We start from the raw sequence: 13,164 nt of genomic DNA, 5'->3' as shown, positions 1-13,164 counted from the left end.
AAGGAAGATCGCGACGCCCTGCTGCGCGAGGAAGCCGAACTGGCCGCCGACGATCATGGCCATGATGGCGACGGCGACGAAGACAGCGATGATGTGCAGGAAACCGGTGGCCATCACGATGAGCCGTCGGACGCGCTGCGCCGCAAGCGCATGGCGCTGCGCCGCCGTTACAAGATCCAGGAAGTCATCCGCCGCCGCCAGGTGATGCTGATCCAGGTGGTGAAGGAAGAGCGCGGCTCCAAGGGTGCGGCGCTCACCACCTATCTGTCGCTGGCCGGCCGTTATTGCGTGCTGATGCCCAACACCGCGCATGGCGGCGGCATTTCGCGCAAGATTTCCAACCCGGCTGATCGCAAGCGCCTGAAGCAGGTGATGGCCGATCTGCACCTGCCGAACGGCATGGGCGCCATCGTGCGCACCGCCGGCCTGAAGCGCAGTGCCGTCGATATCCGCCGCGATTTCGATTATCTCACCCGCCTGTGGGACGAGATTCGCGAAAAGACCCTGGCCAGCCAGGCCCCGGCGCTGATTCATGAAGACAGCGGCCTGATCAAGCGGGCCATCCGCGATGTTTATAACCGCGAGATCGATCAGGTGCTGGTGGAAGGCCGCGCCGGTTTCGAGGCGGCGCACCGCTTCATGTCGATGCTGATGCCCAGCCACGCCGACAAGGTGGTGGAATATGAAGGCAGCGTGCCGCTGTTCCAGCGCTTTGGCGTCGAGGATCAGCTGGAAGCCATGTACCAGCCGGTGGTGCAGCTGAAATCCGGTGGCTATCTGGTCATCAATCCGACCGAAGCGCTGGTGTCGATCGACATCAACTCCGGGCGTTCCACCCGCGAATATGGCATCGAGGAAACCGCCACCAAGACGAACCTTGAAGCTGCCGACGAGATTGGCCGTCAGTTGCGCCTGCGCGACATGGCCGGCCTGGTGGTGATCGATTTCATCGACATGGAAAATGGCTCCAACGTCCGCAAGGTCGAAAAGGCCATGAAGGAGGCGCTGAAGAATGATCGCGCCCGCGTGCAGATCGGCCGCATCTCCAGCTTTGGCCTGATGGAAATGAGCCGGCAGCGCCTGCGCACCGGCATCCTGGAAGCCTCCACCCACATCTGCCCGATGTGCGAAGGCACCGGCATGGTGCGTTCGGTGTCGTCGGCCGCGCTGGCGGCGTTGCGCGCGCTGGAAGCCGAAGCCCTGCGCGGCCGTCACAGCGATCTGGTGCTGCGCGCCAGCGAGGAAGTTGCCGTTTATCTGCTCAACCGCAAGCGCATCGAACTGGCCGAACTGGAAGAACTATATGGCGTGACCATCGTCACCCGCCCCGATGATTCGCTGATTGGCCCCAATTTCGAGATCGATGCCGGCGGCCCGCCGCCATCCAAGAAGGTGGAAATGGTGGCGCTGCCGCCGATCGTGAAGATCGTCGAGGAAAGCGATGCCGACGACAGCGACGATGATGACGGCGAAGAGGGTGAAGAAGCCCGTGAAGAGCGCGGCGAGGATGGCCGCCGTGGCCGTGGCCGTGGTCGCCGTCGCCGGGGCCGTGACGGCCGCGGCCGCGATAAGGCTGACGAGCGCGGCGAAGAACGCGGCGACGATCAGGCCGAAACGCACGGCGACGATCATGATGATGAGCACCGCGACGACAGTGCCGACGAAGGGGCCGATGACGGTGAAGACGCCGGCGTTGACGCGACCGAGAATGGTGAAGCCGGCGAGAACGGCGGTCGCCGCAAGCGCCGCCGCCGTGGCCGTCGTGGCCGCCGTGGCGGAGCCGAACGCACCAACGGTGAGGCTGCCGATGAGGTCGCTGAAGCCGCACCGGTCGCGCCGGAACCGGTGGCTGAAGAAGCTGCTGTCAAACCCAAGCGCAGCCGCCGCAAGAAGGCCGATGCCGCGCCGGTGAGCGATGAAGCGCCGGAAGCGGTTGTCGAGGTCGCCCCGGAGCCTGAACCGGTGGCTGAAGTGGCCGCCGCCAAGCCCAAGCGCAGCCGTCGCAAGAAGGAAGAGCCGGCGCCGGAGATCGTTGCCGCGCCGGAACCGGTGATCGAAGCGGTGCCGGAACCGGTTGCCGAAGCGCCGGCGCCCAAGCCAAAGCGCAGCCGCAAGAAGCCGGCCGTTGAGGCCGTGGCCGAGCCGGCCGCTGCCGAACCTGCCGCTGCGGCAGAACCGGTTGCTGAAGCCGCCGAGCCCGCCGCCCCGGCGGCTCCGCCCCGCAAGGGCTGGTGGCAGCGGACCTTCGGAAACGACTGACAAGCCGGCCTAGGCCGCAGCAAAGAAAGCCTTTCTCCCCCCTTGCCGCGCGATGCGGCAAGGGGGGAGCATGGATTTCCACCCCCACTCCGCCCGCATCCTGCTGGTCGGCGCTGGCCCCGGCGCCGCCGATCTGCTCACCCTGCGCGCCGTCCGCGCGCTGGCGGCGGCCGATGTCGTGGTGCACGACGGGCTGGTTGGGGACGAGGTGATGGCGCTGATCCCGGCGCACGCCCGCCGCATTTCCGTGGCCAAGCGCCGCGCCCGCCACACCCTGGCCCAGGATGAAATTGGCGATCTGCTGATTGCCGAAGCCCGCGCCGGCAATACGGTGGTGCGATTGAAGGGCGGCGACCCGTTCATCTTCGGCCGCGGCGGCGAGGAAGTGGACGCCGCATTGGCTGCCGGTGTGCCGGTGCATGTCGTGCCAGGCATTTCAGCGGCCAATGGTGCGGCGGCCTCCACGCTGATGCCGCTCACCCACCGCGACCATGCCTCGATGGTCAGCTTTGTCGCCGGCGAATGCCGTGGCCTTGCGGAACAGAACTGGGCCGGACTGGCCGGCAAGGGCCGCACCCTGGTGATCTACATGGGCCTGGCCGGTGCCGCGCCGATTGCTGAAAAATTGATGGCCGATGGCCTGGCGCCCGATACGCCGGTGGCCGTCATCGAACGCGCCACCCAGGTCAATGAACGCCTCGTCACCTCGCTGCTCGCCGATCTGGCCGGGCTGGTGGAGCGTGAGGCCATCGCTTCACCGGCGCTCATCATCGTTGGCGACGTCGCTGCCCTGCCGGCGGCGCGCGCAAAGCTGAAGGAAACCACATGCCTCGTTTGCTGACTGGAAACCGCCTTGAAACCGGCGATGTGCTGTGGTGGGCCGGCTCTGATTGGAGCCTGCACCTCAGGGATGCCGTGGCCGTGGATGACGACGGCGAGGCGCTGATTGCTCGCCTGGCGCCGCAGGAACGCATCAACGATCTCGTTCTGATCGACGTGGATCCCGCCCCTGATGGTTGGCGTCCGCGCTCCACCCGGGAACGCGTGCGGGCCGTTGGCCCCAGCGTGCGCCCCGATTTTGCCCTGCCCTCCCTGCCTGTGGATGCCATCTGATGTATCGTTACGATGAATATGATCAGGCGATCGTGGATGACCGCGTCGCCGAATTCCGCGACCAGGTGGAGCGCCGGCTGAAGAACGAAATCAGCGAGGAAGCCTTCAAGCCACTGCGGCTGATGAACGGCCTCTATCTGCAACTGCACGCCTATATGCTGCGCGTCGCCATCCCCTATGGCACGGTCGATTCACGCCAGATGCGCATGCTGGCCCACATCGCCCGCCGGTATGACCGCGGCTATGGCCATTTCACCACACGCCAGAATATCCAGTATAACTGGATGAAGCTGGAAGAGATGCCGGACCTGCTCGCCGATCTGGCCAGCGTGGAAATGCATGCCTTCCAGACCAGCGGCAACTGCATCCGCAACATCAGTTCCGATCAGTTCGCGGCGGCCGCCGCCGACGAGATCGCCGATCCGCGCCCCTATGCCGAACTGCTGCGGCAATGGTCGACGCTACACCCGGAATTCTCGTTCCTGCCGCGCAAGTTCAAGATCGCGGTGACCGGCAGCAAGATCGACCGCGCTGCCATCAAGCTGCACGATATCGGCCTTGAGCTTGTGCAGAACGATGCGGGTGAGATCGGCCTGAAGGTGCTGGTGGGCGGCGGCATGGGCCGCACCCCGATGCTGGGCCATGTCATCCGTGAATATCTGCCGGTGGCGGATTATCTCAGCTACATGGAAGCCATATTGCGGGTCTATAACCGCCACGGCCGACGGGATAACATCTACAAGGCGCGCATCAAGATACTCGTGAACGATCTGGGCGCCGCCGAATTCGCCCGCCAGGTCGAGGAAGAATGGGCGCTGGTGAAGCCGCTCGGCCTCGATCCGCCGCCGTCCGAACTGGCCCGCATCGCGGCGCACTTCGCGCCGCCGGTGCTCGATGCCAACGCGCCGGCCTCCATCGATCTGTCCAACCCCGATTTCGCCAACTGGGTGGCGGTGAACACGCATCCACACAAGGCGCCCGGCTATGCCATCGTCACCATCAGCCTGAAGGCGCCGGGCGAAATCCCCGGCGACGCGTCGGCCGATCAGATGGATATCATCGCCGATCTCGCCCAGCGTTATGCCGGCGACGAAATCCGGGTGACCCACGCGCAGAATCTGGTGCTGCCGCATGTGCGCCGCGCTGATCTGTTCGATGTGTGGCAGGTGCTGGTGTCGGCCGGGTTGGCCACGGCGAACCTCGATCTGGCGTCGGACATCATCTCCTGCCCCGGCCTGGATTATTGCACGCTGGCCAATGCCCGCTCCATCCCCATCGCCCAGAAACTGGCGGTGAAGCTGGCGCCGCAGGAGGATGATCTGGGGGAGCTGAAGATCAAGATTTCCGGCTGCATCAACGGCTGCGGTCACCACCACGCCGGCCACATCGGCATCCTGGGCGTCGATCGCAAGGGTGAGGAGAATTACCAGCTCCTCCTTGGCGGCTCCGGCGCCGAAGACGCCACGCTGGCCAAGATCCTCGGCCCCGGCTTTGACGAGAATGGCATCGTTACGGCCGTGGAAAAGGTCCTCGACCGCTACAAGACGCTGCGTGCCGATCCGGCGGAGCGTTTCCTCGACACCTATCGCCGCGTCGGCGCCGAACCCTTCAAGGAGGCCGTGTATGGCTGAAGTCTATCGTTTGCGCGCCGATCCGGAACACACCGCACCGGCCGTGCCGCTGGCCGACTATCAGCCTGGTGGCACCGCCGTGCGGCTGGAGGCGGGCGATGATGCCCGTCTGCTCGTCCCGCATCTGGGCGCCTTGCGCCGCATCGACATCGCCTTTCCGAAGTTCCGCGAAGGCCGCGGTTACAGCAGCGCCCGCATCCTGCGGGAAGCCGGCTTCACGGGGGAAATTCGCGCGGTCGGCGTGCTCTATGTTGATCAGCTGATGTTCCTCACCCGCGCCGGCTTTGATGCGGTGTTGCCGGAAACGCCGATTGATCCGGCGGTGGCAGAGCGCACGCTGGCGCGCTTCCCCAATGTCTACATGAAGGCGGCCGACAGCCTGCAACCGATTTGGGCGCTGCGCCAACAGTCCAACGCATGACCGCGCCGGGGCGCCTGCCGGATGTGATTGCTACGGCACCGGCCTTCACTGGCGACGACGTGGCGACGCTGAACGCGCGCTTTGCCCACCACAGCGCGGCAGACATGCTGATTGAACTATTGGCGGGCGAGTTGCAGGGCCGTGTCGCCGTTGTCTCCTCGTTCGGGGCGGAATCGGCGGTGCTCCTCGATCTGGTCGCCAGCATCGATCGCAGCGTGCCGCTGATCTTCGCCAACACCCAGAAGATGTTTGGCGAGACGCTCGCCTATCGCGACGGCCTGGCCGAAAGTCTGGGCTTCACTGACCTTCGCGTTTATCGCCCCGACCCGTATGAGATTGCCCGTCGCGACGACAAGTCCCTGCGCTGGGCTTATGATCCCGATGGCTGCTGCGACCTGCGCAAAGTGGAGCCGCTCCGCCGCGCGCTGGCCGGCTTCGACGCGTGGATCTCTGGTCGAAAGGGCTTCCAGTCCGGCCGCGCCGGGTTGCCACGTTTCGAACTCGACGAAGGCCGCCTTAAGATCAACCCGCTCGCCGATTGGGACAAGGCCGCCATCGACGCGCATTTCGTGGCCCGCGAACTCCCCCGCCACCCGCTCGAAGCCGCCGGCTACCCCTCCATCGGCTGCCAGCCCTGCACCAGCCAGGTGCGCCCTGGCGAAGACCCCCGCGCCGGCCGCTGGCGCCATTGGGACAAGACCGAATGCGGCATTCACGATCAGCCGGTATTTTGAGGCAGGACGGGAACGCCACAAGCTGACAACCAATCTGCAATGGCCTCATACTCGGCTGGCGGGCGCGTTGCATCTGCGGCGTCACCCCGCGGTACAAAGATCACGATCCCCTGCCTGGCGCGGGTGAGCAAGACGCGATAGGCGTTCCGCACATAATCAGCCCGCGACAGGCCGTCAGACTCGCTGCGGATGGCATTCCAGCGTGTGCCGCGGAATTCGCGGGCTTCCCATTGATCGTCAGTCCGGCGCAGATTCAGATCCCAGGCGACGCAGGACCAATCCAGTTCCAGGCCCTGCACGGCGAATTCGGTGGCGGCATCCTCCAGCGCGTTTGAGGAACGCACGTCGTCGTTGCCGTTCAGGAACCAGTGGCACACATCGATGGGCGCCTTCACGTGCAGCCCTTCCGGCTTCAGCCGCAACGCGTTGGATGAGGCGAGCAGGCCGGCCCGTTCCCCAGCACGACGCTGTTGGCGCAGCCACGCCCGCGCTTGATGCAAGTCGCGCACCTGCCAGATCGGGAACTGTTTCTGGTCCGGCCGCAACCGAGCCGCTGCTGCTGAATCATGGCTCAGCATCGCCGCAATGAACGCCGACACGCGATCGGCCCGGAATGAGCGCACCGACGTTGCGAGGTGCAGGTCAGGCAGTGACGCGGCCGCCCGCCGCGACACGTGCCAGCGCAGTCCGGCATCAAGCGGGCCATCATCGGCCAGCAAATGCGGCGGCAGGAAAATCTTCCAGTGCGGCAGGTCGCTCTGCAGGGCGCGCATCCATTCCGCCACGCCAGCTTCGCCGCGATTGATCTCCTGCCCCTCACCAATCAGGCACACCACCACACACCAATCCGGGCGACGATCCATCACCGATAGCAGGAAGCTCGGTTCCGACTGGTCGAAGCCATGCTGCCCGCGCTTGCGGCGCATGAAGTCGCTGGTCATCGCGCGATCCCAGGCGCGTTGGGCTTCGTCGAAGATCACCACATGTTCGGACGGCAATTGATCCGCTGCCAGATACTCATCGCGGAAATGGTGGACGTTCTGGATGAATTTGTCGGGCGTGCGGTTTGCCAGGTGTTCGGCTTCTCGCCCGCGCCCTGGCATGCGCAGGCGTTGGTCACGCCGCAATGCTTCCCGCAGCACATCGACCAGCGGGCCGTTGCCCGACAGGAAGGTGGCATCTTCGCCGACATCGCGCGCTAGCCGGCCGCAGGCGATGTTGAGGCCGGCCAAAGTCTTGCCGGCGCCCGGAACGCCCGTGACGAAGCAGATGGCTTTGCCGCCAGTGTCCCGCATCTGGGTGACGACCGCTTCCACCGCCGTGGCCGTGCGCGACAGGTTTTCCGCGCCGGCTTCGGACCGGGAGATTTCCGCCACATCGTGACCGGCATAAAGCGCTTCAGCCGCCTCGATAATGCTCGGCGTCGGGCGATAGGCACCGGCGGCCCAGCTTTCGGCGTCAATGGCGGCGCCTGTCCCGGTGGAAAGCAGGCGTTGTATGCTGGGCAGCACATCGTCAGGTGCCAGACAAATGGGCGCGTGCACCCTGTCGGGCGCCCAGAAGCCCAGCCCCAATTGCTGAGGTTGGGCCTCGGTGGCGATCAGCAGGGGGACGATTGCCTTGTCATGGCTGGTGACGTGGAAATTCTTGAGATCGAGGGCATAGCCATGCGCCTGCTCGATGGCGTGACGGGCAAAGCCGTGTTCGCCAACCTTGTACTCAAGCACCAGAATCAACGGGCCGGCAACGATCACGGCATCGGCACGGCGTCCCATGCGGGGAATGGCAAATTCCATGAAGAAATGGGCATCGGGCAGCGCAGCCGCCAATTGCTGGAGATGGGTGATCGTGAATTGCCAGGCACTGATTTGTGCCAATTCAGCTGGAAATTGGGTTGCCTCGGTGAGATAGCCCAGGATCAATTGCGGCGTCGCTTTGGCCAGCACTTCGGCGGGGGCATCAAACCAGGCGCGTTTCATTGCGCTAGGCTGCCAGGGGAAGTGATTGGCCGCAACGAAAAAGGGCGGCCGTTGCGGGCCGCCCTCATCTCATTGGTCTGGCCGGTTCAGGCGGCTTTCGGCGCTGAATCCCGCACGCTGGCGTCCACATGGGCTTCGAACTGGGCGAAGTTGGCGATGAACATGCCGACCAGCGCCTTGGCCTTGGCGTCATAGGCGGCCTTGTCGGCCCAGGTTTCGCGCGGGTTGAGAATTGTTGCTTCGACGCCGGCGACCGAGACGGGGACGGCGAAACCGAAATTGTCGTCCATGCGGAACTCGGCGGTCTTCAGGCTGCCGTCGAGCGCTGCGTTGAGCAGGGCGCGCGTCACCTTGATCGGCATGCGGGTGCCGGTGCCGCCGGTGCCGGCGCCGCCGCCGGTCCAGCCGGTGTTGACCAGCCACACGTCCACGCCGCCCTTGGCGATACGTTCCTTCAGCAGATTGCCGTAAACCGACGGATGGCGCGGCATGAACGGCGCGCCAAAGCAGGTGGAGAAGGTGGCATCCGGCTCGGTCACGCCGATTTCGGTGCCGGCCACGCGCGCGGTGTAGCCGGACAGGAAATGATACATGGCCTGATCCGGCGTCAGCTTGGCGATCGGCGGCAGGATACCGAACGCGTCGGCCGTCAGCATGATGATGTTGCGCGGCACCGGGCCCATGTTGTCGGCGCTGGCGTTCGGGATGAAATCGATCGGGTAGGAACCGCGGCTGTTCTCAGCCAGGCTGTTGTCATCCAGATCGATCACGCGCGTGGTGGGATCGATCACGACATTTTCCAGCACCGTGCCGAAACGGCGGGTAGTGGCGTAAATCTCGGGCTCGGCTTCGGCGGAAAGGCGGATCACCTTGGCATAGCAGCCGCCTTCGAAATTGAAGACGGCGGTATCGGACCAGCCATGTTCATCATCGCCGATCAGCGTGCGGCTGGCGTCGGCGGAAAGCGTGGTCTTGCCGGTGCCCGAAAGGCCGAAGAAGATGGCGGTATCGCCGGCGCCGCCGATGTTGGCCGAGCAGTGCATCGGCATCACGCCCTTCAGCGGCAGCAGATAGTTGAGGATGGAGAAGACGCTCTTCTTCATCTCGCCGGCATAGGCCGTGCCGCCGATCAGGATGGTCTTGCCTTCGAAATCCACCGCCACCACGGTTTCGCTGCGGCAGCCGTGGCGGGCCGGATCGGCCTTGAAGCTTGGCAAATCGATGATGGTGTATTCCGGCACGAAGGCGGCCAGATCGGCCAGTTCCGGGCGCACCAGCAGGGTGCGGATGAACAGGCTGTGCCAGGCAAATTCGGTGATCACGCGCACCTTCACCCGGTGTTCGGGCTGGCTGCCACCATAGAGATCCTGCACGAACAGGTCGCTCTTGCCCTTCAGCGCGGTTTCGAAATCGGCCTTGATGGCAGCGAATTGCTCGGGCGTGATGCTCTTGTTCTTGTCCCACCAGATGGTGCCATCGGTGGCGGCGTCGCGCACGATGAACTTGTCGTTGGCGCTGCGACCGGTGTGCTTGCCGGTCTTCACCACCAGCGCGCCATGTTCGGAAAGCAGGCCTTCGCCGCGTTGCACGGCCAGTTCCACCAGCGGGCCGGTGAGCAGATTCCAGTGCAGGGCCGCCGGCGTGGCGAGACCCTGTTGAACAAGGCCATGGGCGGGCACAACGGTGGACGGCACGGTGAATACTCCCTCATCGCTGGGTCAGCCTTGCTGCCCGATTTTGCATGATCGCATAGCCCACGTATACATATTCGTCAAAGAAGCGGGGCCTGTTGCGGGCGCATGCCAGCCATGTCCTGTCGCAACCGTGAGGCTGGGCGAGAGGGTCACCGGCGGCGCGCTCTTGCCACCGGCCGGCCAAGGTTCCAAAAGGCCAGTTGATGGATATCGAAAACCCGCCATCCCCCACCATCGCCCTGGTTGATGATGATCGCAACATCCTCACCTCGGTGTCGATTGCGCTTCAGGCCGAAGGCTTTGCGGTGCGGCTCTATTCCGATGGCGACAGCGCGTTGAAGGCATTGCTGGAAAACCAGCCCGATCTGGTTGTCCTCGACATCAAGATGCCGCGCATGGACGGGATGGAGGTGCTGCGCCGCCTGCGCGAGAAGGCGCAGGTGCCGGTGATCTTCCTGACCAGCAAGGACACCGAGATCGATGAGGCGCTGGGCCTGGCCATGGGCGCCGACGATTATATCGGCAAGCCGTTCAGCCAGCGCCTGTTGATCGAGCGGATCCGCGCCGTGCTGCGCCGCACCGCCAACCGCCGCGTGGCTCCCGATGCGGAAAATGAAGCGCCGGCCGTCGATCCGATCGTGCGCGGCCGCCTGACCATGGATCCGGCCCGGCACCGCGTGTTCTGGGATGCCGGCGAAGGCCGCCGCGGCGATGTCGCGCTGACCGTTACCGAGTTCATGATCCTCGAAACGCTGGCGGCAAGGCCGGGCTTCGTGAAATCGCGCGATCAGCTGATGGATGCGGCCTATTCCCACGATGTCTATGTGGATGATCGCACCATCGACAGCCACATCAAGCGCCTGCGCAAGAAATTCCGCGCGGTTGATCACCAGTTCAAGGCGATCGAGACGCTGTACGGCGTCGGCTACCGCTTCAACGAGGAGTAGGCTCAGGTGAAGGCCGAGGAGGCCGTGCAGGAATGGCGCCGCGGCCTTGGTTTTGGCTCGCTGCGCACCCGCATCTTTGCCGTGAACCTGCTCGCCGTGATCGTGCTGGCGATCATGCTGCTCTATCTCGATACGGTGCGGTCGCGCCTGCTCGATGAACGCACCGCCAGCCTCGCCAATGAAGCCATCACCGTTTCGCGGCTGGTGGCCGATCTGCCTGAACCAGCACGGGCGGGCAGCATCATGCGGCTCGGCATGGAGCGCGGCACAAGGGTGAGGCTGTATGCGGGCAGCGGCGAGCGGCTTGCCGACAATTGGCTGAATCCGAAGACGCCGCGTTTCGTGATCGAAGACCCGGCCGCCTATGGCTGGCGCCGGTCCTCGGCCAAGGCCATTGATCGGGCGCTGGATGCGGTGCTGGGGTTTCGTACCCTTGCAGCCTATGTGGAACCGGCGGTGGACACGGCCAGCGTGTGGCCGGAACTGGCGCGCAGCAGCAGCGCCGCCCAGCCGGTCACGGATCTGCGCCGGGCCAATGATGGCAGCCTGATCGTCTCCGCAGCCGCGCCGGTGCCGGGGGTGGGCCATGTGTTGCTCACCGATTCGGCCGATGATCTGGCCAGCATCCTGCGCCGCGAACGCCTCACCTCGGCCTGGCTGCTGCTCAGTGTCATGGCGCTCACGCTGGGCCTGTCGCTCTATCTGGCGCGCACCATCGTGCGGCCCTTGCGGATGCTGGCGATTGCCGCGCACCGGGTGCGGCTGGGGCGCAGCCGCGAAGTGGTGGTGCCGCGCCTGCCGGAACGCAAGGACGAGATCGGCGCCCTCGCCCGCGCCATTTCCGACATGTCCACCGCATTGCGGCGCCAGATCGACGCGACCGAGGCCTTTGCCGCCGATGTCGCGCACGAATTGAAGAACCCTCTGGCCTCCCTGCGTTCTGCCGTCGAGGTGCTGGACCGGGTGGAGAAGCCCGAACTGCGCGCGCAATTGCTGGGCGTGATCCGCGACGATGTTGGCCGCATCGATCGGCTGATCACCGATATCGCCGATGCCAGCCGGCTGGATGCCGAACTGTCACGCACCGGCTTTCAACCCATCGATGTCGCCGCGCTCGCCGATGGCCTGGTGGCGGCTTATGCCATTGCCAGCAGCGCGGCCAATCGCCCGCGCACGGTCAGTGTCGAGCGCGCCGGGCTTGCCGGGCCAGTGCTGATCGAAGGGGACGCCAACCGGCTGGCGCAGGTGCTGCGCAACTTGATTGATAATGCCATCAGCTTCTCCCCCGACGGCGGCCGGGTGACGCTGGCGCTGGCCAGCCGCGGCGATCAGGTGGAACTGGCGGTGAGCGATCAGGGCCCCGGCGTGCCGCCCGCCAATCGCCGCGACATTTTCCGCCGCTTTTATTCTGAACGCCCGGAAGGCGAGGATTTTGGCCGCCATTCCGGCCTTGGCCTCTCCATCGCCGGCGCCATCGTGGTGGCGCACGGCGGCCAGATCATCGTGGAGGATGCGCCAGGATGCGGCGCCTTGTTCCGCGTGTTGCTGCCAGCGGCCTGACGATGGAAACGCTTCACGCCACCGCCGTTGCGCTCGATGGCCGGGCGGTGCTGCTGTTGGGGCCGTCGGGCGCGGGCAAATCCGATCTGGCGTTGCGGCTGGTGGCGGCCGGCTGGCGGCTGGTGGCGGATGACCGGGTTGTAGTGACGGCCGAGGGCAGCCGCGTCATCGCCAGTGCGCCACCGCGCCTGGCCGGCCTGCTGGAAGTGCGCGGGGTGGGCATCGTGCCGGAACCCACCGCGCCGGCCCCGGTTGCACTGGCGCTCGACCTGTCACGTCCGGCGGAGCGCCTGCCTGAAATTGACCATTTGCCGCTGGCTGGCGAGACGGTGCCGTTGTTGCCGTTTGATCCCTTCGGCGAGTCCGCCCCGGCCCGGGCCGCCCGGGCCCTGAGCCTCCATGGCTTGGCAATGCACGGGCTTCCCGGCAGTAAAGACGCGATGAACCCGCCGATCCTGATCATTTCCGGCCTGTCCGGCGCCGGCAAATCGACCGTGCTGCGCGCATTGGAAGATGCCGGGCACGAAGTTGTGGACAATCTGCCGCTCTCGCTGTTCGACGCGCTGATCGCCGGTGCCACCAGCCGCCCTCTGGCGCTTGGTATCGACAGTCGCACCCGCGCCTTCGATGCCGCTTCGCTTGGCCAGCGCGTCGCCGCGCTGCGTGATTCGGGCCGTGATGCCCGATTGATCCTGCTGGAATGCGGCGATGATGTGCTGATCCGGCGCTTTTCCGAAACCCGCCGGCGCCATCCGCTGGCGCTGGACCGGCCGGCCATCGATGGCATCCGCGCCGAACGCGAACTGCTGGCGCCGCTGCAGCGCTG

11 protein-coding genes are annotated in these 13,164 nt (G+C 65.5%); 9 read left to right on the top strand and 2 right to left on the bottom strand.

Translation table 11 applies throughout. The features are described from left to right. The 6 genes from RT662_RS16130 to RT662_RS16105 form a co-directional block, all read left to right on the top strand. The coding region (locus RT662_RS16130) for an Rne/Rng family ribonuclease (RefSeq protein ID WP_313671711.1) at window positions 1-2,259 on the top strand (2,259 nt) is incomplete at its 5' end. 70 nt (window positions 2,260-2,329) lie between these two features. Further along, window positions 2,330-3,100 carry a uroporphyrinogen-III C-methyltransferase gene (gene cobA, locus RT662_RS16125; RefSeq protein ID WP_313671710.1) on the top strand — a complete coding sequence of 257 codons (771 nt, stop codon included), beginning with the start codon at window positions 2,330-2,332 and terminating at the stop codon, window positions 3,098-3,100. Beyond that, the gene (locus RT662_RS16120; RefSeq protein WP_313671709.1) at window positions 3,085-3,372 is read left to right on the top strand and encodes a DUF2849 domain-containing protein; all 288 of its coding nucleotides are present in this window, start codon (window positions 3,085-3,087) and stop codon (window positions 3,370-3,372) included. The genes cobA and RT662_RS16120 overlap by 16 nt, the downstream gene beginning before the upstream one ends. Further along, window positions 3,372-5,003 (top strand): nitrite/sulfite reductase, encoded by a 1,632-nt coding sequence (locus RT662_RS16115; protein ID WP_313671708.1) that lies wholly within the window; start codon window positions 3,372-3,374, stop codon window positions 5,001-5,003. The genes RT662_RS16120 and RT662_RS16115 overlap by 1 nt, the downstream gene beginning before the upstream one ends. After that, complete coding sequence (locus tag RT662_RS16110) at window positions 4,996-5,424, top strand: DUF934 domain-containing protein (protein WP_313671707.1); 429 nt, start codon at window positions 4,996-4,998, stop codon at window positions 5,422-5,424. Before RT662_RS16115 ends, RT662_RS16110 begins: the two co-directional genes overlap by 8 nt. Next, window positions 5,421-6,158 (top strand): phosphoadenylyl-sulfate reductase, encoded by a 738-nt coding sequence (locus RT662_RS16105; RefSeq protein WP_313671706.1) that lies wholly within the window; start codon window positions 5,421-5,423, stop codon window positions 6,156-6,158. Before RT662_RS16110 ends, RT662_RS16105 begins: the two co-directional genes overlap by 4 nt. Here the strand turns inward: RT662_RS16105 and RT662_RS16100 are convergent. Beyond that, window positions 6,143-8,137 (bottom strand): DUF2075 domain-containing protein, encoded by a 1,995-nt coding sequence (locus RT662_RS16100; protein ID WP_313671705.1) that lies wholly within the window; start codon window positions 8,135-8,137, stop codon window positions 6,143-6,145. The two genes, RT662_RS16105 and RT662_RS16100, sit on opposite strands and share 16 nt — an antisense overlap. An 86-nt stretch (window positions 8,138-8,223) precedes the next feature. Next, window positions 8,224-9,831, bottom strand: a complete 1,608-nt coding sequence (locus RT662_RS16095) for a phosphoenolpyruvate carboxykinase (RefSeq protein ID WP_313671704.1) — start codon at window positions 9,829-9,831, stop codon at window positions 8,224-8,226. Between the two features lie 203 nt (window positions 9,832-10,034). Between RT662_RS16095 and RT662_RS16090 the strand changes: the two genes are divergently transcribed. The 3 genes from RT662_RS16090 to RT662_RS16280 all read left to right on the top strand — a co-directional run. Then, the gene (locus tag RT662_RS16090; protein WP_313671703.1) at window positions 10,035-10,778 is read left to right on the top strand and encodes a response regulator transcription factor; all 744 of its coding nucleotides are present in this window, start codon (window positions 10,035-10,037) and stop codon (window positions 10,776-10,778) included. Between the two features lie 6 nt (window positions 10,779-10,784). Further along, the gene (locus RT662_RS16085; RefSeq protein WP_313671702.1) at window positions 10,785-12,338 is read left to right on the top strand and encodes an ATP-binding protein; all 1,554 of its coding nucleotides are present in this window, start codon (window positions 10,785-10,787) and stop codon (window positions 12,336-12,338) included. Continuing rightward, on the top strand, window positions 12,299-13,164 hold an 866-nt coding region (locus tag RT662_RS16280; protein WP_409530180.1), incomplete at its 3' end, for an RNase adapter RapZ. The genes RT662_RS16085 and RT662_RS16280, both read left to right, overlap by 40 nt.

Source organism: Sandarakinorhabdus sp., assembly GCF_032115815.1.
GTDB lineage: Bacteria > Pseudomonadota > Alphaproteobacteria > Sphingomonadales > Sphingomonadaceae > Sandarakinorhabdus.
This window is presented reverse-complemented; position numbering and strand designations above follow the sequence as displayed.